Consider the following 19,308-nt stretch of genomic DNA (forward strand, 5'->3'; position numbering starts at 1 on the left):
CGCCTCAGAAGTTGGGGAGTTCACGGCGCCAGGTGGCCGCGTGGGTGCCGGCATCGAACTCGCCGTTGCGGTCCCAGGTGATTTCACCTTCGAGCACGGTGATCTGCACCTGGGTGTTGTGGATGTTGCCCTTGGGCTCCACCTCGAACAGGTTGCGATCGAGCACGATCAGGTCGGCGGACTTGCCCGTCTCGATGGAGCCGGCCTTGTCCTCGATACCCATGCACCACGCCCCGTTGATGGTCATCACGCGCATGGCCTGCTCCAGGCTGATGGGCGAGCCGTAGAAACTGCCCTGCTCCTCGCCGAACGGGTTCTGCCGGGTGACCATGGCCTCGAAGCCGATCCAGGGGTTGATGCTGGACACCGGCCAGTCGGTGCCCATCACCGCGACGCCGCCATGCTCGAACACGCCCTTGAAGTTGTAGGCGCGCTGCATGCGGTCCTCGCCGAACACGGCGCGGGCGTTGGCGAACGATGAAGGGAACCAGCCCACCGGGGAGAACTCGGCGGTGACGTTGAGCGCGGCAAAACGCGGCAGGTTGGCATCCAGCAAGGTGGTGCTGTGGGCGCACTGGTGGCGCACGCCGTCGGGCCCGTTCTTGGCCCGCGCCATGGCCACGGCATCGAGGAACAGGTCGGAGGCGCCGTCACCGGTGCAATGGGCGATGACCCGGATACCCCGGCGGTCCATGTCCACCACCATGTCGGTGATGTGCTCGGGGGTCAGGTTGAGGTGGCCGCGCCAGCGCTCCTCCCCCGGCCATGCGCTGGACAGGTACGACGAGCGCGATTCGTGGGTGCCGTCGAAGTGGAACTTGACCGCATTGGCGTTGAGCCGTGCGCTGCGATAGAAGTGACGCTCACCCGCCAGCAGCTCCCAGCGCCGCTTGACCGGGAAGATGTCGTCCTGCCAGCTGATCGCGGCCTCCACGCGCACCGACAGCTCGCCCGCGTGGTCGATGGCCTTGAGCGCATTGAGACGGTGCTCGCACACGTGCACATACTTGGTGCCCACCACCCCATGACCGCTCTGGAACCACACCCCTTCGCGGTAGGCACGCTTCAGGGCGTGTTGCGGCGTGGGCGGCATGGCGGCGTGCATCAGTGCATAGGCACCGTCCACCAGGATGCCGGTCGGCTCGCCGGTGACGCTGTCGCGCTCGATGTAGCCGTGGCGCGGGTCGATGGTGTCGGCGTCGATCCCGGCGATCTCGAGCGCCCTGGAGTTGACCATCATGCAGCCCCAGGAGCGATCCAGGATCGCCACCGGGCGGTCCGGCAGCACGCTGTCCAGCCATTGCCGCGACGGCACCAGCCCGGCCTGCTTGAAGGTGTAGCGCACGAAGTACTGCCCATACACCCAGCCGTCGCCCGGGTGCTCGGCCGCATAGTCGAGAATGGCCTGGCGCACCTGCTCCGGGGTCGGATCGCTGACGCCGACTTCGAGGTAGCCGGAGTACCCGGGCGCAAGCTTGAGGTCCGGGTGGGTGTGCATGTCGTAGATACCCGGCATCACGAAACGGCCGTCCAGGTCCACCACCTGGGTGCGCGGGCCGACGAACGCCTTCGCCTCGTCGTTGCTGCCCACCGCGACGAAGCTGCCATTGCGAATGGCCACGGCTTCGGCCCAGGGGGCAGACTCATCGACCGTATAGATGCGGCCATTCAGAAACACCAGGTCGGCGGCGCCTTGGGGGCCGGGCACATGGCTGGAGCGGTAATCGGTCATCGCACTCATCGCAGGGAACACCTTTGCATGGCACCGCCGCGCGGCACCAGTCCAAGAAAACCAGGTTGGGTAAAAGGCGCCGCAGGCGCCGTCGCCGGTCGGCTATTCGTCGTCCCGGGCCGGAATCCACCACTCCTCGCCACGGGCGGTGCGGATGTATTCGGGCCAGCGGAAGTCATGCGGGACCTTGAAGTCCCGGGGCAGCAGCGGCGCCTGCCAGCGTGTGCCGCCAATGCCGCCGCCGGTACGCTCGGTGAATTCCTGGCGGGCGGCGGCCAGCAGCTCGGGCCGCGTGAGCAGGTCGATCAGGGTGGCACCGATGGTCTTGGCCGCCACCTGGATCATCGGGTCGATGGTCTGGCGGATGCCGCCCAGGGCATTGGGCACCCAGTCCGGGTAGGTGTAGCCAGGCGGTGCCGAGAGCATCGGGCGGGCCACCAGCAGGCGCACGGTCGGGCAATGCCAGGTGTATTCGGGGTAGTCGTCCGAGGTCAGGTGCTTTTGCCAGGCGGGCATCTGCTGGCGCAGCAGGCGCTCGCACTCCTGTGGGTCGATCAGGGTTTCGGTTTCGGGCAGAAACGGCCGGGCCATGGGTTCGAGCCCCAGGTTGCCCTGGATCTGCTGCGCGATGGCGATGGCCTCGTCGTCCCAGGTGGGGGCGCCGATGGCCTGCAGGTTGTCGTAGGTGGCCTGCGCCAGCACATGGTTGGACAGCCCGCCACGGGACTTGCACACCCAGGTCTTGTTCCACTGGCAGCCGGTGGCCAGGGCGGCGGCGGCAGCGTTGTTGTCCATCACCTGGGAGATGGCCTCGGCCTGCTCGAGCGAGTCGCAGCGCGACAGGTACTGGATCTGCGCGATGTGCGGCGGCAGGTTGTCGGCCGTGGCCTGGCCGGCGGTGAGGATCGCCTCGTTGTAGCTCCACAGCCCGGTGAACGGCAACGTGGAGCGGCGCATGCTCTCGTTCAGGGTATAGAAGTGCACCAGCGCGTCGTTGGCCCCAGGCGCCCTGGCGGCCAGGTGGTTCTGCGGAATCGGGCTGTACTTGTCCGCTGCGATCCAGTCCTGGGGCGAATCGCAGGTGAAGGTATAGATGTAGGCGTAGGCGATGCCGCAGTGCGTATCCCAGGTAGTGGTGTTATTCAGCGGCAGCATATACGTGGGGTGGAAGCTGATGGCCGCGTCCAGGTCATCGTAATAACCCTTGGCCGCGTGCACCGGCTTGGAGGCGCGCAGCTTTTCCGCCGGCTCGCCGAAGAATTTCAGCGTGCCCGCGATGCCATGTTCGAGCATGGCGGCCTTGGCGGCCAGCAGGCCACCCAGGGCACTGATGCCCAGCGCCGAATGAGGGTCGGTATGCCCCGGGGCGAAACGCGACAGCCCTTCGCGCGGCTGGCGCCGGGTGGTCGCCGCCTGATTGTTGCCCGGCACCGCGTCGTACTCCGCGTAGGTCGCCAGCACAGGGCCGTCGCCGTTGCGAAACGTGGCGCAGAAGGCGGTAGGCATGCCGCCGCTGCCCTCCTCCACCTCGAACCCTTGCCTGCGCAGCAGCTCGACGTACCAGGCGCAGGACTTGTACTCGCGAAAGGCCGGCTCGGCATAATGCCAGATCACCTGGTGCCAGTCGGACAGGGTCGTTTGCTGTTGGTCCACCCAGTTCTGGGCAAAGGCCTTGGGCTCGATCATGCAGGGCATTCCTTATTGGTATGTGACCCCGCTGAGCGGCTCGGACCCGCAGGGCCTGCCTAGTATTGTTGAACCAGAAAATACGACAATCGATTTATTTCGCCATTAATGTTTATATTTGCTCAACAATAAGTCAGTGGAGCGCCCCATGCGTCTACCCTCGATGCCCGCGTTACGTGCCCTGGAAGCGGTTGCCCGGTTGGGCAGCGTGACTGCCGCGGCGCTTGAGCTCAACCTCACCCGCAGCGCCATCAGCCATCAGATCACGGGCATGGAGGACACCCTCGGCTTTGCCCTGACCGAGCGCCAGGGCCGGGGTATCTCGCTGACGTTTCGCGGCGAACGCTACGCCCGGGAGATCCAGCGCCTGCTGGCCAACCTGGAGGATGCAGGCCGGCGGGTCGATGACCAGGAGGTGTATGGCAAGTTGACCATCAGTTGCAGCTCGGGGTTTTCCACCTACTGGCTGTGCCATCACATCGGCGGCTTCGTGAAGGAATACCCCCAGGTCCAGTTGCACATGGTCACACCGACCACGGCGGATGACGTAAGCAACCACAACGCCGACCTGTTCATCTCCTACGGTATCGGCGACTGGCCTGGCATGCAGGTGGAACAGATAGCGGCGCTGAACTACTTTCCGGTCTGCAGCCCGCGGCTGATCAACGCCCTGGGCGGGCTCAAGACCCCGCAGGACCTGGCCGCGTTCCCATTGCTGCACATGAGCGACTACAGCGACTGGCGGGTGTGGCAGGCGGCGGCGAACACCCCGGAGCTGAACGTGGCCACGGGCATCCTGTTTTCCGATGCACATTGCGCACAGGCGGCGTGCATCGCGGCCCAGGGCGTTGCCATGGGCGACAACCTGCTGTGTGGCGACTCCATGGCCAAGGGGCTGCTGGTGCGCCCCTTCGATATCGTCATCCACTCGCACCGCGGCTACTACCTGGTCACCGACCTGCAGAAGTGCGAGCGGCCCGCCGTGCGGGCCTTTACCAACTGGATCAAGAACCAGCTGCAGGCTTCGAGGCAGTCCTGGACGGCGCTCTAGGCCGTTGGCTCCGGCCTGCTGGCGCCGCCAGCCGCCGCCCTAGAAAATCCGCTCGCTCCTGGCGTAATGGGTCACCACCTCGATCAGTGCCTGGTGCGCAATCGCGTGATCGCACGTCGCCAGGGCCGCCTGCAGGCTGTTCATGTACTCGAGCAGCTGGCGCTGGTTGCGCAGGGCGAAGTCGTGCTCCAGCCCCTGATCCTCGTAGATGAGCACGTAGCTGCGGCAAAAGCCCGCGACCAGAAAGGCCGCGCCGGCCTGGAACGGCTCGTCACGGATGATGGCCTCACAGTCGGCGTTGGCCTGCTTGAACGAGTCGGTGCCCGGTAGCGCGGCGGCGAAGCGTTGCACCATTTCATGAAAATTCATCGTTGTTCGTACCTCTTGTTGCGCCACTAGGCAGGCGTGGCGCGGTTGAAGGAAAGTCGTTGCCCACGGACTGCACTGTTCACCGTGGCGCCGTCCCACACCCGTTCGCCATTGACGAACGTGGCGACGATGCTCGATGAGAACTCGGTACCGGCAAACGGCGTCCAGCCGCATTTGGACAGCACCTGGTCATTGCTCACCCGGTGCGGGCGCTGCGGGTCGACGAGCACCAGGTCGGCGGCATAGCCCTCGCGCAGGTAGCCCCGGCCACTGACCTGGAACAGCTGCGCCGGTGCGTGGCTGACCACCTCGACCAGGCGCTCCAGGCTCAGCTCCCCGCAGAAGACGCGCTCCAGGGCGGCCTGCAGCGCGTACTGCACCAGCGGAATGCCTGACGGCGCCTTGGCGTAGGTGCTGCGCTTTTCTTCGAGCAGGTGCGGGGCGTGGTCGGTCGCCAGCACGTCGAGCCGACCTTCGGCCAGCGCCTTGACGATGGCGGCGCGGTCACTGGCCGACTTGATCGCCGGGTTGCACTTGATCAGAAAGCCCAGCCGCTCGTAGTCGTGATCGGTGAAGTGCAGAAAGTGCACGCAGGTTTCGGCGGTGATGCGCTTGCCGCTGAGGGGGCCGGGCTCGAACAGCTGCAGCTCTTCTGCCGTGGAGATGTGCAGCACATGCAGGCGCGTGCCGTGCTTGCGCGCCAGCTCGATGGCCAGCCGAGTGGACCTGATGCACGCCTGGCGCGAACGGATCAGCGGGTGCTCGCGGGCCGGAATGTCCTCGCCAAAGCGCGCCCTGGCCTTTTCCAGCTCGGCATTGATCATGGGCGTGTCTTCGCAATGGGTGATGATCGGCACTGGCGAAACTCGGAAGATCTCGTTCAATACCTCGGGGTCGTCCACCAGCATGTTGCCGGTCGAGGCCCCCATGAACACCTTCAGCCCTGGCGTGCTGGCCGGGTCGATGGCGCGAATGGCGGCCAGGTTGTCGTTGCTTGCCCCCATGTAGAAGGCGTAGTTGACCGCGCTCGATGCGGCGGCGATGGCGTACTTGGCTTCCAGGCTGGCCCGATCGAGCGCGGGCGGGTTGGTGTTGGGCATCTCCATGAAACTGGTGATGCCGCCCGCTGCACAGGCCCGCGACTCGCTGGCGATGTCCGCCTTGTGGGTCAGGCCGGGCTCCCTGAAGTGCACCTGATCGTCGATCATTCCCGGCAGCAGCCACAGGCCGTGCGCCTCGATCACGCCCTCCCCGGCAAGCGGCTGCAGGGCCTGCCCGATGCAGTCGATGCGGCCCTCGCGCAGCCGCACATCGGCCGCCCAGGTGCGGCCTTCGTTGACCAGGGTCGCGTTGCGGATCAGCCAGGCATTGCGGGGTACACTCATGGTGTCAGCTCCAGTGTCGTGTGGTAGAGCACCTCGGTGGCCACCAGAAAGTCGTCCAGGGCCATGGCCTCGTGGGGGTTGTGCGAGCCGTTCTGGTTGCGGATGAACAGCATGGCGCTGGGGATGCCGACGTTGGCGAAAACCGCAGCGTCATGGCCGGCACCGCTGGGGGTGAGCACGCCCTGCCAGCCTTGTTGGCGGGCCTGGCGCACCAGCGCCTCGACCCAGGGGGCGTGCATGGCCGCCGGGGCCGTGTCGATACGCAGGTCGAACTCGAAGCGAACCTGGCGGGCCTGCTCGATGGCCTTTGCCTCGTGCAGCGCAACCGCGTGAAAGGCCTCGAGCGTGGCCATGTCGAGGCTGCGCATCTCGAGGCTGAAGCTGACCTCGCCGGGAATACGCGAGACGGCATGGTGCGCCGCGTTGGTCCCCAGTGTGCCGACGGTAACCACCAGGTCTCGCCCGGCGGCGAGGTACTCACGCCAGCATTGGTCGATGCGGGCCACCAGCTCGCTCACGGCAAACACGGCGTCGTGGCGGTCCTCCCGAGCCACGGCGCCCGAATGGCCATCTTCGCCCAGGCAGCGAACCTGGTTATGGCGCAGGTTGCCGCGGATGCCGGGCACGATCCCCACGGCCTGCCCCATGCGCTCCAGCGACTGCGCCTGCTCGATATGCACTTCCAGATAGCCGGCAAACTGGGTGCGATCGACCAGCCACTGCCGACGGCCAATCGCTGCCAGGTCGGCGCCCACGGCCTGCATGGCCTGGCCCAGGGTGCGCTGGCTGAAGCGGTTGGTCAGCTGCAGGTCGTGCTCGCTCAACCCGCCGACCAGCGCACGCGAACCGATGTACGACTTGCCGTACCAGGCGCTCTCCTCGCCACGCAGCCCGATGACCCGCACCGGCTGCGCCGTGGCCACGCCCTCGCGGTCGAGCCGGCACAGGCACAGCAGGCCCGCCACAACGCCGGCCAGGCCGTCGTAGTTGCCGCCCTGGGGCACCGAGTCCAGGTGCGAGCCGTACCACAGCGCGGGCTGGCCATTGTCGCTCTTGCGCGTGAAGATCACGTTGCCCGCACGGTCGGTTGCCACCTCCAGCCCCTGGGTCAAGGCGAAGTCGCTCAGGCAGGCGATGGCGTCACTCTCGCCGGGGCCGTAGCTTTCGCGGGTGATCCCCACCTGGGCATCGCGTGACAAGGCGGCGATGGTGTCGAACAGTCTGGCGGCCTGTTCAGGCCATTGCGCGATCATGGCAAGGCTCCAAACGGCTCGGCGGGCAAATCGTCGAGGGCGCCGATCAGGGTGCTGATCGAGGCAACGCCCTTGCGCCGGCAGTAGGCCTCCAGTTCAGACACCATGGTGTTCATGGTTTTCGGGTGCAGGAAGGTGGCCGTACCCACTTGCACCGCCGAGGCACCGGCATAGATGAACTCCAGCGCATCGTCGGCCGTGGCAATGCCACCGCAGCCAATCACCGGAATTTCCAGCGCCTGGGCGCATTGATAGGTCAGGCGCACCATCAGCGGGCGGATGGCGGCGCCGGATATGCCGCCCATGAAGTTGCCCAGCCGCGCGCGGCCTCGCTCGATGTCCACCGACAACCCGAGCAGCGTGTTGCCCACCACGACGGCATCGGCCCCGGCCTCCTGCGCAGCCAGGGCAACCGGCACCACCTCGCCGGCATTGGGGGTCAGCTTGACCCACAGCGGCAACGAGGTGACCTGGCGCATCAGCTCCACCACGTCGCGGGTACTTTCAGCCTGCATGCCGAACGACTGGCCATGCGCTTCCAGGTTGGGGCACGAGATATTGGCCTCGATGCCGGCCACGCCTGGCACATCGCTCAGCCGCGCCGCCAGGTCGGCAAAGCCCTGGGCCGTGGGCGCCGAAATGCTCACGATCAACGGCGCGTCGTAGTCGCGGTAGAACGGCACCACCTTGTCGATGAACAGCTGCGCGCCTTTGCTGGGAATGCCGATGGCATTCATCATCCCGTCATTCAGCTCGCAGACCCGCGGCATCGGGTTGCCGCTGCGCTTTTCGGTGGTGATGGTCTTGGTCACCAGTGCACCCAGCTGGTTGAAGTCCAGCAGGTGGGCAAGCTCTTCGGCAAAGGTGCCCGATGCCGGCATCACCGGGTTCTTCAGGCGCAACCCGCCGACCTGTACGCTCAGATTGATCATCACACCACCTCCGCCAGGTCGAATACAGGGCCTTCGAGGCATACCCGCTTGCCCACCCTGAGCCCGTCCACCTCGAACACCTCGACGCAGCACTGGCACATGCCCAGGCCGCACACCATCTGTTGCTCCAGCGCTACCTGGCCCACCAGGCCGAGCTCGGCGCTCAGCTTCTTCAGCAACTGGGTCAGCCGCCTGGAGCCACACGTGAACAGCGCATCGGTGCCTTCACGGGCGATGATCTGGCGCAGCAGCGGTTCAAGCCGTTCGGGCGAGCTGCTGCCATCCTCATCCAGCACCACCCGCACGTCGGCCCCCAGCGAGGCGAAGCGCTCGCGCGAAAGCAGGCTCTTCTCGCTGCGGGCACTCAGCACTGCGGTCAGGCGGATGCCCAGCCGATGCGCCGCTTCGGCCAGCGGCGCCAGGGTGGCCAGCCCCACACCCCGGGCCACGATGATCATGTGCTGCCACCCCGGCTGCAGGTCGAAGCCCTTGCCCAGCGGGCCTAGGATCTCCACGGTCTGCGCCTGGCCAAGCGTCTCCAGGCCATAGGTGCCCTTGCCGGTCACCTTGTACAGAAACTCCACCTGGCCCGTGGCCGGGTCGGCCTTGTAGGTGCTCATGGGGCGACGGAAGTACGGCTTGTGCTCGCCTTCACTCGGGCACAGCAGGTTGAAGAACTGCCCCGGCAACGACTGGCTGGCGGCGCCGTCGGCCTGTAGCACCAGGCGCTTGTATTCATCGTTGATCCATTGGTTGGAAATCACGACCGCCAAGGTGTCGTCTGGGGGAGTCAGGGCACTCGCCTGGCAGCAGCCGGAAATCACGTTCATTGAGGTGGCCTCGCATTTGTCTAAATTTTTATACAGCACGGTCAAAAGTAAATGCCGCCTCAGTGACGAAGCGGCAGATGAAGCAGTGTTTCAGCGATTATTTAAGACGACTGTACTGCAGCTCGGTGTTTATGTCTAATTTTTGATACGAATAAGCCAGGGCAAATTCATAACCATCCCGCCGGGCTAGGCCGGCTGCGGCTTCGGCACGTCGTGGGCCTGGCAGGCGGGAAGCAGCAACACCGTCGCGAGCATCGCCACCCCATACAACGAGGCAAGCAGCATGATGGCCGCCGAGAACGAATAGTGCAGCGCTACGGCGCCCACCACCAGCGGCCCGAAGCCACCGGCGGCCCTGCCCACGTTGAACAGCACGTTCTGCGCCGTGGCACGGATCTGCGCGGGGTACAGATCGGAGATCAATGCGCCGTAGCCACCGATCATGCCGTTGACGAAGATGCCCATGATCGCGCCGGCAAACAGCATGACCGTGGGGTTGTCGAGGTTGGCATAGGCGATGACCATGAACGCTGCGCCGGCCTGATACAGCAGGAACATGCGCTTGCGTCCGAAACGGTCGGCCAGGTGCCCGAACAGCCAGATACCGAACGCCATGCCCAGCACCGTCACTGCGGTCCAGGTTCCGGAGGCCATCAGCGAGAAGCCGAACTTGTTCGACAGGTAGCTGGGCATCCAGATCATCAGCCCGTAGTAGCCGAAGTTCTGCACCGAGGTGAGCACCATCACCCCCAGGCTCGCCTTGCTGGTCTGCCGGTCCTTGAACAGGTCGGTGAAGCGCCGTGCAAAAGGCACCGGGTCGGCTGCGGCCTTCACGAATTCTGCCGGCTCGCTCATGGTATGGCGAACCACGAGCGAGACGAACGCCGGCAGCAACCCGACCAGGAACATGCCGCGCCAGCCGATGTAGGGCAGCAGCAATGGCGTGAGCAATGCAGCGGCGAGCACGCCGGCCTGCCACCCCATGCCCACATAGGAAGAAGCACGATTGCGTCGATTGGCCGGCCAGGTTTCGGCGATCAGTGCCATGCCGATGCCGAACTCCCCGCCCAGGCCGAACCCGGCCAGGGTTCGATAGATCAGCAGGTCCCAGTAGCCCTGGGCGAATGCGCACAGCCCGGTGAATATCGAGAAGGTGAGGATGCACAGGGTCAGCATGCGTACCCGGCCATAGCGGTCGCTCAGTTGGCCGAAGATCAGCCCCCCGGCCACGGCGCCCAGCAACGTCCATGTCACCAGCGAGCCAGCCTCCGAGGAACTCAGACCGAGACCGATGGTGATCGCCGGCAGCATGAACCCGAGAATCAGCAGGTCGAAACCGTCCATCGCATAGCCGGTCACGCTGGCTATCAGGGCCTTCTTGGGTGACGCGTCCTTCTTCGGACGCTTTTCGGAAGAAGCCATCTTGGTTTACCTCTTGTTTTTGTATGGTTTTTTAGACAGCTGACGCCTGAACCCGCCCAGGATCGCCGCCGGTCCGCCCGTGCAAGGCTTCACAAAGCGTACTGCCAGCCTGTGCGATTGTCTAAATATTTAGATTGCGGGCTCGCAAAAAAACGCCGCGCTCAGAAATGCCACTCCAGGTTGATCGACAAGGCGTCCACGTCGATCCCGTCGCCACGGCGGTTGCCGAACTTGTTGCGCCAGTACTCATATCCGGGCCCGACCCATAGCGTGTTTCTTGCGCCGCCCAGCACAGCCCCTGCATCCAGCATCAGCGAGGTGCGCATCAGCTGTTCATCCGCCGTCGGGTTGCGCCGGTAGTCATCGCCCTTCTCGCCGCTGTAGCTGTAGAAGCCCTGGAACTTCATCGGCAGGCTGCCCAGCGCGAACGGTATGCCCCAGGTCAGGTTCAGCTGGTAGAACGGGTCGAACGCCATGCGCGAATGGTTGCCCGGCTGCCGGCAGCTGTCGAGCCCGCAGTGGTTCCATTCCCTGGCATAGAACAGGCTGAGGTCGAGAAACCCTGCCGGCAGCGCGAACTTGAGGGTCGGGCCTATCAAAATCATGCGCTTTCGCGACTGGAACGCGTTGTTCTTGGTGTTCCAGTCCAGGCCCAGGGTCAGCGCGACGTCCTTCACCGGCCCGAACGCCAGCGGCCCACCGAACACCCGTGCATGCTGCAACTGATTGCGGTAGGTCAGGTAGACCTCGGTGGCGCCGCTGCTGCTGTCCTTGCGCGGGTCATCGCGGTCGGACTTGAACACATCCACGTTGGCGAACTGCTGGCCCAGGGCGTAGCTGCTCACATGGGCAAGCTGGACAATGTGCTTGGCTATGTCCTGGCGCTTGCCCGGGTCCGAGAAATGGCTGCTGTAGCGATAGCCGATAAAGGTATCGCTGAAGGCTGGCGGCGGGCCAGCCATCACCATAGGGGTCATGAAAAGCGCGAACGCGGGCGCGCCGATGCGAGTCTTCATCAGGGAAGCTCCTATCAGGTGGGGGGTGGAGTTGTGGTATCAGGTGGCAGCGCAGGCGATGCCGCAGCAGCTGCAGGGTGGTGTGGACATGTGTCGGCCTTTTTTATATTTTTTGGACAAGCAACAGTTCATGTCTAAATATTGATACACTCGCGCCATGGCCTCGTCAAGCCGATCTGGTAGAACATGCCACCACGAAAAACGACAAGGATCCCCCAGTGAACCAGATTGATTACCAGGCAATCGGCGAGCGCCTCCGGGCCTTTCGCATCGGCCGCCAGCTCAACGCCGACCAGGTGGCCGACAAGCTCGGCATCTCGCGGGCTGCGGTGTACCGCCTGGAACTGGGCAAGATCGTCAAACTCGACACACTGGAGCGCCTGGCCGACCTGCTGAAGGTGTCGCTGACCAGCCTGCTGGGTTCCGATACGGAGTACTTCGACAACGCCCTCGGCTACTTCGAGCGCATGCGCCAGCTGGAGGCCCGTTCCAGCAGCGTCATCTCCTACTTCGACCCGTTTTCCTACCTGCTGACCACGCCCGAATACTCGGCGCTGTTTCAGACCATGCTCCACGAGGCTCGACCACAGGGTTTCAGCCCGGCACAGGAAGCGATGGAGAGCCAGATTCTGAGCATTCTGGACGAGCGCAAATCCACCTTCTTTCGCGAAAAATTCCAGGTCAGGTCGATTGTCAGCCTGCGTCAGATCGAGCGTTACCTGCACATCGGCCTGGTAGGCCGCCTGGACCTGCCCCCCAGCGTGCGAATGGAGCGCGCCCTGCTGGCACGCAAGGAAATCGAGAACCTGATCTCCATCGTCGAGACCAATAGCGATCACCCGGGTATCTACCTGATCGACGAGGCACTGCCCAGCGCCACCTTCCAGATCTTCGAGCAGAAGACCACCAGCTACGTGGCGGTGAGCCCTTACCGGCTAGGGGAGCTGCCCAACCTGCATGTGGGCATTGCCAGCGTCACCTCCTCTGCCCAGGCCGTGGACATGTACAAGAACATGTCCAGCGACCTGCTCAGCCGCGCCTGTTCCGGGCGCGAAGCCACGAAAAAACTGCAGCACCTGCTCGCCAAGCTGTGACTGGCGCTGGCACGCCAAGGCACGCAGGGCCCGGCAGGGCCGCTTTCAGCCCTTCCCTTGCGCCTCGGCCAGGCGCCGCTGGATTTCGCGGGTCTTTTCTTCCTGCTCCTTGATGGACGTCGGCGTGATCACCTTGTCCACTGCCTCGGTATCCGGGTCCGGTTGTTCCAGCACCGGGTCGGGGGATGGCGTGCCCTTCTGCGCCTGGTCCGACGAGAGTGGCCGCGGGACCTTGTCGCCCTGCTTGGTATCGGTGGGTTTCATCGGGTTCTCCTTCGAGTGCGGGGTGTTACTAAGCAGAACCCGTGAGGCAGGAAAAGTTTGAAGTGATTTGGCGGGCCCGCCTCAGATGAAGATGGTGCCGCGCAGGTAGAGCGCCGCGTGACCGCTGATGATGACCCGGTCGTTGTCCAGGACTTCGCAGTGCAGTTGGCCCTTGCGCGCCCCGCCCTGCTCGGCACTCAGGCTGCGCTTGCCCAGGCGTTGGGCCCAGTAGGTCGCCAGCGAAGTGTGGGCCGAGCCGGTGACAGGGTCTTCGTTGACCCCCACTCGCGGCCCGAACCAGCGCGAGACGAAATCCATGTGACGACCCGGCGCGGTCACGGCAACCCCGCGCACCTCGAATGCGGCCAGGGCGGCAAAGTCGGGGTCTAGCCCGGCGACGATGCTTTCATCCTCGACCACTACCAGGTAATCGTCCGTGCGATACAGCGCCTCGGCCTGTTGCAGCCCCAGGGCCTGCAGCAGGCCAGGCGGCAGGGCTACGGCTTCAGGCTGCTTGGCCGGAAAGTCCATGGCCAGGCGACCGCCTTCGCGGCGCACTCGCAATTCACCGCTGCGGGTGGAAAACCGCAGCGTGTCGCGGCATTCACCAAGCTGTTCGAACAGCACCCAGGCGGCGGCCAACGTGGCGTGCCCGCACAGATCGACCTCCACTGCGGGGGTAAACCAGCGCAGCTCGAACACCTCACCGTTGCGTACCCAATAGGCCGTCTCGGACACATTGTTCTCTGCTGCGATCCGTTGCAGCGTCGCATCAGGTAGCCAGGCGTCCAGCGGGCACACAGCCGCCGGGTTGCCGCCGAACGTCTCGGAAGAAAAAGCGTCCACCTGGAAAATATCGAGTTGCATCGGGCACCCAAGTAATGATCGTCTGGCCCAGAAAATATCAACCAGGCGTTGAATTATCAATTTATTGTTGAAATCCTGAAACGGGAACCCGCGTTGGGTCGATTGCGGCCTTTCTCTCAACCAGCGCAGCACACCACCACCGCCTCTTCACTCCCCACAAGTCCCGCAAGCCCGCCGTTCGATGTCAGAATTGCCCCCATTCGATCGTTTTGGAGACCACCATGCTTCGTGCATTTGAACGAAGGCTCGACCCTTTCCCTCCTGACGAGGTGCCCCCGCCGCCCGTGGGCCTGGCACGCTTTCTGTGGGCGTGCACGCGGGGTGCGCGCGGCTACATTCTGGCGTTCGCACTGCTCAGCGCTGCGGTGTCCATCTATGAAGCCTGGCTGTTTTCGTTCCTGGGCCAGGTCGTGGACCTGCTCTCCACCTGGCAGGCCGGGGGCGATGCGGCAGCGCAGGAACGCCGCGTGCTGTGGGGCATCGGCATCGTGATGCTGTGCAGCGTCGGGCTGGTGGCCCTGCGCACCATGGTTCAGCACCAGATACTGGCAATCAACCTGCCCTTGCGCCTGCGCTGGGACTTCCACCGCCTGATGCTGCGCCAGAGCCTGTCGTTCTTTTCCGACGAATTCTCCGGGCGCGTCACCACCAAGGTCATGCAGACCGCACTGGCGGTGCGCGACCTGCTGTTCACCCTGATCGAGATCGCCCCCGGCATCGGGGTGTACTTCATCGCGATCATCGCGCTGGCCGGCGGCTTCGCGCTCAAGCTCATGCTGCCCTTCGTTGCCTGGGTGGTGCTGTTCGGCCTGGCCATGCTGTACTTCGTGCCGCGCCTGGGCAAGGTCGGACAGGAGCAGGCCAACGCCCGCTCGATGATGACCGGGCGCATTTCCGACGCCTACACCAACATCACCACGGTGAAGCTGTTCTCCCACTCCAACCGCGAGGCGCACTTCGCCCGTGCGGCGATGGAAGACTTCAAGCAGACCGGCTTTCGCCAGATGCGCCTGGTCAGCCAGTTCGAGATCGTCAACCAGGCGCTGGTGGTGGCCCTGATCATGGCCTCCGGCGGCTATGCCCTGTGGCTGTGGCACCAGGGCGAGGTCGGCGCAGGTGCCGTGGCGGCGATCACCGCCATGGCGCTGCGCATCAATGGCATGTCGCACTGGATCATGTGGCAGATGACCTCGCTGTTCGAGAACATCGGCACCGTGCAGGACGGCATGGCCACCCTGACCCGCGGCCCCAAGGTCAAGGATGCCCCGGACGCCAAGGTGCTGCAGACCCGCGGCGGCGCGGTCACCTTCGACAAGGTGAGCTTCAACTACAACGGCGAGCGCCAGGTGCTCGACGGCCTGAGCCTGAGCATTCGCCCGGGTGAAAAGATCGGCCTGGTGGGGCGCTCCGGCGCGGGCAAGTCCACGCTCATCAACCTGCTGCTGCGCTTCTATGACGTCGACAGCGGCCAGATCCGCATCGACGGGCAGGACATCGCCCATGTGACTCAGGACAGCCTGCGCAGCGCCATCGGCATGGTCACCCAGGACACCTCGCTGCTGCACCGTTCCATTCGCGACAACATCGCCTATGGCCGGCCCGACGCCACCGACGAACAGGTCCGCAGCGCAGCCGCCAGTGCCCAGGCCGACGGTTTCATCAGCCAGTTGAGCGACCAGCAAGGCCATAGCGGCTACGACACCCTGGTGGGCGAGCGCGGCATCAAGCTGTCGGGGGGCCAGCGCCAGCGCGTCGCGATCGCCCGAGTGATGCTCAAGAACGCCCCGATCCTGCTGCTGGACGAAGCCACCAGCGCACTGGACTCCGAGGTCGAAGTAGCCATCCAGGAAAGCCTCGACGAGATGATGCAGGGCAAGACCGTGATCGCCATCGCCCACCGGCTGTCCACCATTGCGGCCATGGACCGGCTGGTGGTGATGGATGACGGGCGCATCATCGAGCAGGGTACCCACGCCGAGTTGCTTGCCAGAAATGGCACCTATGCGCAGCTGTGGCACCACCAGAGTGGCGGGTTCCTGGGTGAGGATCAGGGGGTAGCACAGGCCATGCATCAGGACTGAGCCGTACAAGCCTGCGATGGTCCGTGGTCAACGGCTATCGCAGCGTCTGCGCAGGCCGTTCATCCGCTGATCTGCACTTTGTTCACCTGGTCATGATCACAACACGATACTGACCACGCCCTCCACTTCACTCGGGAGCCACGAACATGGGGTATGTCACTGCGCGGGACGGTGTCGAGATCTTCTACAAGGACTGGGGCCCACGCGATGCCCCGGTGATCGTCTTTCACCACGGGTGGCCACTCAGTGCCGACGACTGGGATGCGCAGATGCTGTTCTTCCTTGATCACGGCTACCGGGTCGTCGCGCACGACCGCCGCGGCCACGGGCGCTCCAGCCAGGTGTGGGACGGGCACGACATGGATCACTATGCGGACGACGTTGCGGCCGTGGTCGACCATCTTGGCGTGCAGGGTGCAGCCCACGTGGGGCACTCCACCGGCGGCGGCGAGGTGATCCGCTACATCGTTCGCCATGGCCAGGAGCGTGTGTCGAGGGCTGCCCTCATCAGTGCCGTGCCACCGCTGATGGTCCAGACCCCGAACAATCCGGACGGCTTGCCCAGGTCGGTATTCGATGACTTGCAGGCGCAGCTCAAGGCCAACCGCGCACAGTTCTACCATGACCTGCCGTCGGGCCCGTTCTATGGCTACAACCGCCCAGGCGCAAACGCCAGCGAGGGCACCATCCTGAACTGGTGGCGCCAGGGCATGATGGGCTGCGCCAAGGCACACCTTGACGGGATCGTGGCCTTCTCCCAGACCGACTTCACCGACGACCTCAAGCGCATCACGATTCCCGTCCTGGTGATGCACGGGGACGATGACCAGATCGTGCCCTATGCAAACTCAGGGCCGCGGTCAGCGAAGCTGTTGCAGAACGGCACCTTGAAAACCTATGCGGGCTTGCCGCATGGCATGCCCACCACCGACGCCGACACGATCAACGCCGATCTGCTCGCGTTCCTGCGAAGCTAGGCGACCGGGGCAGGCATCCACCTGCCCCTCCCTCTCACCACGCCGGGCTGGCAACCCGATGCCGCCCCGGCTTCATCGCCGAGGGTCGACCATGAACACTCGACACACACCTTCAACAGCCTCGCAGGTACTGCGGCTGCAACCCGACGACTGGGTGCCCAACAACACCCGGCTGCCGGTGCTGATCTACCCCCACGCGATTGCGCTGCATGGCAGTGATCCGGCGGCGCAAATCGAACGCACTTTCGAGGCCAATGGCTGGCCGGCGCAATGGCGCGATGGCATCTACGCCTACCACCACTACCACACCGAGGGCCACGAAGCGCTCGGCGTGGTGTGTGGCCAGGCAAGGCTGATGCTGGGCGGCCCGCGGGGCCGCGAAGTACAGGTGAGTGCAGGCGATGTGCTGTTGCTGCCCGCCGGCACGGGCCACTGCAAACTCGATTGCAGCCCGGGCTTTCTGGTGGTGGGGGCCTACCCGCCCGGGCAGCACGCAGACATCCGACGCGAAGCGCCAACCCAGGCCCAGCTTGCGTGCATCGCCAACCTGCCCTTTCCCGATCACGGCCCGGTGCAGGACCCGCAAGGGGCCTACCAGCAGCATTGGCTCAACCAGCGTTGAAGGGCAGCGTCTGGCTCCAGCGGGCCCAGACCCGATTGCTCCCGAACCGCTAGAGACGCTACCCCAGCGCCTCGGCCGCGTTGTTTTAAATGATATTAATTCCTGTTATCTTCCTGCGCTCCCTGACCCCCAGCTCGCAGGTGTTTCGTGTCAAGCGCAGACCTCAAGGCGTTGTACCTTGCCCACCGTGAAGAAATTCAGGACTACCTGAATCGTCAGGTGCGCTGCAAGGACACCGCCGCAGACCTGACTCAGGAAACCTTCATTCGCCTGTCCGAACAGCTGGGGCGCACGCCCATCGACAACTTTCGCGCGTACCTGTTTCTGTGCGCGCGCAACCTGTTCATCGACTACCTGCGTCGCGAGCGCCACCGCAAGGGCGAGGTGGTCGAGCCCACCGAGCTGCAGGCGCTGGAGCAGAAGACCCCGAGCCTGGAACGCACGGTGATCGCCCAGGACCAGCTGGCCACGCTCAACCGCGTGATGCAGCGCATGCCCGAGCCTTGCCGCGAGGTGTTTCTGCTAGCGCGCGGCGAAGGCCTGACCTACGTGGAGATCGGTGAACGCCTGGGCATTTCGCCCAAGACCGCCTACAGCCGCATGGTGCGGGCACTGGAATTGCTCAAGCTGGGCATGTCCGAGTGAGAGTGGACTATCATGCGCCCCTGTACACCTCACCGCCGCACAGTGACCCGACCCATGGCTGAACCGCCCTTCCCCACGCCGGCCCCGGCCTCGCCCGACGAGCCCCAGGCCGACCCCATCTCGCAGCAGGCCTGCGCCTGGTTCGCGCTGATCTTCGAAGGCTCGGCCAGCCAGGCCGAGCACGAGCAGTGGCTTGAGTGGATGCTGGCCGACCCGCGCCATGCCAAGGCCTACCTGGAACTCGAAGCGCTGTGGGCCCTGGCCGCCGAGCTGCCTGCCGTGCAGGCGCCGCCTGCCCCCAAGGCCCGCGGCGTCTCGCGGCGGCGCTTCATGCAACTGGCCATGGCGGCGTGCACCGCCGCAGTGGCCACCGGCTCGGCCACACTGTGGCTCAAGGGCGACGGCCTGTCGTTTGCCGACCTGCACACGCGCGTGGGTGAAACCCGCACCGAGCGCCTGCCCGATGGCAGCGTGATCGAACTGGCCGGCAACACCGCCCTGGACCTCGACTTTTCCGGCACCACGCGGCGCCTGCGCATGCTGCGTGGTCAGGCCTATTTCAAGGTGGCCGCCGATACCCGCCCGCTGCGCATCGACACCGAGGCCGGCACCGTGGTCAGCCACCAGGGTGCGTTCTGCCTGTCCTGCGACGCCGGCAGCGCCGACCTGGCCGTCAGTGAGCACAATGCCGGGGTGCAAATCCCCGGCCAGCAGGCACAGTTGGGCCAGGGCGAGGCCGTGACCTTCGGCGCCGCCGGGCTCGGCCCGGTGCAGCGCGCCGAACTCGACCAGGTGCTGGCCTGGCGCAACGGCAGCCTGGTGTTCTTCGACACGCCCCTGGCCAAGGTGGTCAATCACCTGCAGCGCTGGCGCGAGGGCCGCATCTTCATCGCCGACGAGCGCCTGGCGGCACGCCCGGTGGGCCTGATCCTCAATCGCCAGCACCCCGAGCAGATGCTCGATGTGCTGGCACGCACCCTGCCGATTCGCCTGAGCCGCTACACCGACCTGGTGACCATCATCCGCCCTGCCTGACCCGCCGATGGCTGATTGAAAATTATTTGCAGTACCCATCAGACATT

18 protein-coding genes are annotated in these 19,308 nt (G+C 65.0%); 7 read left to right on the top strand and 11 right to left on the bottom strand.

The annotated features are described in order from the left end of the window. Positions 1-4: 4 nt before the first annotated feature. Both MF6396_RS17520 and MF6396_RS17525 read right to left on the bottom strand, forming a co-directional pair. Complete coding sequence (locus MF6396_RS17520) at positions 5-1,741, bottom strand: amidohydrolase (RefSeq protein ID WP_078481112.1); 1,737 nt, start codon at positions 1,739-1,741, stop codon at positions 5-7. A gap of 93 nt (positions 1,742-1,834) precedes the next feature. Further along, positions 1,835-3,418, bottom strand: coding sequence for a peptidase M20 (locus tag MF6396_RS17525; protein WP_078481114.1), 1,584 nt, complete (start codon positions 3,416-3,418; stop codon positions 1,835-1,837). Between the two features lie 148 nt (positions 3,419-3,566). Here MF6396_RS17525 and MF6396_RS17530 point away from each other — a divergent pair, with 148 nt between their 5' ends. After that, positions 3,567-4,469, top strand: a complete 903-nt coding sequence (locus MF6396_RS17530; protein ID WP_058540305.1) for a LysR substrate-binding domain-containing protein — start codon at positions 3,567-3,569, stop codon at positions 4,467-4,469. 39 nt (positions 4,470-4,508) lie between these two features. Here the strand turns inward: MF6396_RS17530 and MF6396_RS17535 are convergent, their stop codons facing one another. The 7 genes from MF6396_RS17535 to MF6396_RS17565 all read right to left on the bottom strand — a co-directional run bounded on the left by MF6396_RS17535 (position 4,509) and on the right by MF6396_RS17565 (position 11,676). Continuing rightward, on the bottom strand, positions 4,509-4,838 hold the full coding sequence (locus MF6396_RS17535) for a hypothetical protein (protein ID WP_078481115.1): 330 nt from the start codon (positions 4,836-4,838) through the stop codon (positions 4,509-4,511). A 26-nt stretch (positions 4,839-4,864) separates the two neighbouring features. Continuing rightward, a complete protein-coding gene (locus MF6396_RS17540) occupies positions 4,865-6,223 on the bottom strand; it encodes a dihydroorotase (protein WP_078481117.1) in 1,359 nt (452 codons plus the stop codon). Then, positions 6,220-7,476 carry a Zn-dependent hydrolase gene (locus MF6396_RS17545; protein WP_078481118.1) on the bottom strand — a complete coding sequence of 419 codons (1,257 nt, stop codon included), beginning with the start codon at positions 7,474-7,476 and terminating at the stop codon, positions 6,220-6,222. The genes MF6396_RS17540 and MF6396_RS17545 overlap by 4 nt, the downstream gene beginning before the upstream one ends. Then, a complete protein-coding gene (locus tag MF6396_RS17550) occupies positions 7,473-8,408 on the bottom strand; it encodes a dihydroorotate dehydrogenase (protein ID WP_043864015.1) in 936 nt (311 codons plus the stop codon). The genes MF6396_RS17545 and MF6396_RS17550 overlap by 4 nt, the downstream gene beginning before the upstream one ends. Continuing rightward, positions 8,408-9,238 (bottom strand): dihydroorotate dehydrogenase electron transfer subunit, encoded by an 831-nt coding sequence (locus tag MF6396_RS17555; RefSeq protein WP_078481120.1) that lies wholly within the window; start codon positions 9,236-9,238, stop codon positions 8,408-8,410. Before MF6396_RS17555 ends, MF6396_RS17550 begins: the two co-directional genes overlap by 1 nt. Positions 9,239-9,424: 186 nt before the next feature. Then, positions 9,425-10,660 (bottom strand): MFS transporter, encoded by a 1,236-nt coding sequence (locus MF6396_RS17560; protein WP_043864017.1) that lies wholly within the window; start codon positions 10,658-10,660, stop codon positions 9,425-9,427. A gap of 161 nt (positions 10,661-10,821) precedes the next feature. Next, the gene (locus MF6396_RS17565) at positions 10,822-11,676 is read right to left on the bottom strand and encodes a hypothetical protein (protein WP_078481121.1); all 855 of its coding nucleotides are present in this window, start codon (positions 11,674-11,676) and stop codon (positions 10,822-10,824) included. Between the two features lie 218 nt (positions 11,677-11,894). Between MF6396_RS17565 and MF6396_RS17570 the strand changes: the two genes are divergently transcribed. Then, positions 11,895-12,770 carry a helix-turn-helix domain-containing protein gene (locus MF6396_RS17570; protein WP_052504313.1) on the top strand — a complete coding sequence of 292 codons (876 nt, stop codon included), beginning with the start codon at positions 11,895-11,897 and terminating at the stop codon, positions 12,768-12,770. A 45-nt stretch (positions 12,771-12,815) separates the two neighbouring features. On the opposite strand, the gene MF6396_RS17575 is transcribed toward MF6396_RS17570, so the two are convergent. Together MF6396_RS17575 and MF6396_RS17580 are read right to left on the bottom strand one after the other, a co-directional pair. Beyond that, positions 12,816-13,034 (bottom strand): hypothetical protein, encoded by a 219-nt coding sequence (locus MF6396_RS17575; RefSeq protein ID WP_078481122.1) that lies wholly within the window; start codon positions 13,032-13,034, stop codon positions 12,816-12,818. Positions 13,035-13,115: 81 nt separating this feature from the next. Continuing rightward, positions 13,116-13,901, bottom strand: a complete 786-nt coding sequence (locus tag MF6396_RS17580) for a PhzF family phenazine biosynthesis protein (RefSeq protein WP_043864020.1) — start codon at positions 13,899-13,901, stop codon at positions 13,116-13,118. A 221-nt stretch (positions 13,902-14,122) separates the two neighbouring features. Between MF6396_RS17580 and MF6396_RS17585 the strand changes: the two genes are divergently transcribed. From MF6396_RS17585 to MF6396_RS17605, 5 genes are all read left to right on the top strand, one after another. Next, positions 14,123-15,982: an ABC transporter ATP-binding protein gene (locus MF6396_RS17585; RefSeq protein WP_078481123.1), complete on the top strand. Its 1,860-nt coding sequence runs from the start codon at positions 14,123-14,125 to the stop codon at positions 15,980-15,982. A gap of 146 nt (positions 15,983-16,128) precedes the next feature. Next, positions 16,129-16,959 carry an alpha/beta fold hydrolase gene (locus tag MF6396_RS17590; RefSeq protein ID WP_078481124.1) on the top strand — a complete coding sequence of 277 codons (831 nt, stop codon included), beginning with the start codon at positions 16,129-16,131 and terminating at the stop codon, positions 16,957-16,959. Positions 16,960-17,050: 91 nt separating this feature from the next. Continuing rightward, on the top strand, positions 17,051-17,581 hold the full coding sequence (locus tag MF6396_RS17595) for a cupin (RefSeq protein ID WP_078481125.1): 531 nt from the start codon (positions 17,051-17,053) through the stop codon (positions 17,579-17,581). A 147-nt stretch (positions 17,582-17,728) separates the two neighbouring features. Beyond that, on the top strand, positions 17,729-18,226 hold the full coding sequence (locus MF6396_RS17600) for an RNA polymerase sigma factor (protein WP_043864025.1): 498 nt from the start codon (positions 17,729-17,731) through the stop codon (positions 18,224-18,226). A gap of 54 nt (positions 18,227-18,280) precedes the next feature. Beyond that, positions 18,281-19,261, top strand: coding sequence for a FecR family protein (locus tag MF6396_RS17605; RefSeq protein WP_078481127.1), 981 nt, complete (start codon positions 18,281-18,283; stop codon positions 19,259-19,261). The last annotated feature ends 47 nt before the right edge of the window (positions 19,262-19,308 follow it).

This window comes from Pseudomonas sp. MF6396 (assembly GCF_002018915.1).
Taxonomy (GTDB): Bacteria; Pseudomonadota; Gammaproteobacteria; order Pseudomonadales; family Pseudomonadaceae; genus Aquipseudomonas; species Aquipseudomonas palmensis.

Bases quoted from the DNA above. Each gene is read 5' to 3' on its own strand.
- MF6396_RS17520 (WP_078481112.1), bottom strand. From the start codon at position 1,741: ATGAGTGCGATGACCGATTACCGCTCCAGCCATGTGCCCGGCCCCCAA.
- MF6396_RS17525 (WP_078481114.1), bottom strand. From the start codon at position 3,418: ATGATCGAGCCCAAGGCCTTTGCCCAGAACTGGGTGGACCAACAGCAA.
- MF6396_RS17530 (WP_058540305.1), top strand. From the start codon at position 3,567: ATGCGTCTACCCTCGATGCCCGCGTTACGTGCCCTGGAAGCGGTTGCC.
- MF6396_RS17535 (WP_078481115.1), bottom strand. From the start codon at position 4,838: ATGAATTTTCATGAAATGGTGCAACGCTTCGCCGCCGCGCTACCGGGC.
- MF6396_RS17540 (WP_078481117.1), bottom strand. From the start codon at position 6,223: ATGAGTGTACCCCGCAATGCCTGGCTGATCCGCAACGCGACCCTGGTC.
- MF6396_RS17545 (WP_078481118.1), bottom strand. From the start codon at position 7,476: ATGATCGCGCAATGGCCTGAACAGGCCGCCAGACTGTTCGACACCATC.
- MF6396_RS17550 (WP_043864015.1), bottom strand. From the start codon at position 8,408: ATGATCAATCTGAGCGTACAGGTCGGCGGGTTGCGCCTGAAGAACCCG.
- MF6396_RS17555 (WP_078481120.1), bottom strand. From the start codon at position 9,238: ATGAACGTGATTTCCGGCTGCTGCCAGGCGAGTGCCCTGACTCCCCCA.
- MF6396_RS17560 (WP_043864017.1), bottom strand. From the start codon at position 10,660: ATGGCTTCTTCCGAAAAGCGTCCGAAGAAGGACGCGTCACCCAAGAAG.
- MF6396_RS17565 (WP_078481121.1), bottom strand. From the start codon at position 11,676: ATGAAGACTCGCATCGGCGCGCCCGCGTTCGCGCTTTTCATGACCCCT.
- MF6396_RS17575 (WP_078481122.1), bottom strand. From the start codon at position 13,034: ATGAAACCCACCGATACCAAGCAGGGCGACAAGGTCCCGCGGCCACTC.
- MF6396_RS17580 (WP_043864020.1), bottom strand. From the start codon at position 13,901: ATGCAACTCGATATTTTCCAGGTGGACGCTTTTTCTTCCGAGACGTTC.
- MF6396_RS17585 (WP_078481123.1), top strand. From the start codon at position 14,123: ATGCTTCGTGCATTTGAACGAAGGCTCGACCCTTTCCCTCCTGACGAG.
- MF6396_RS17590 (WP_078481124.1), top strand. From the start codon at position 16,129: ATGGGGTATGTCACTGCGCGGGACGGTGTCGAGATCTTCTACAAGGAC.
- MF6396_RS17595 (WP_078481125.1), top strand. From the start codon at position 17,051: ATGAACACTCGACACACACCTTCAACAGCCTCGCAGGTACTGCGGCTG.
- MF6396_RS17605 (WP_078481127.1), top strand. From the start codon at position 18,281: ATGGCTGAACCGCCCTTCCCCACGCCGGCCCCGGCCTCGCCCGACGAG.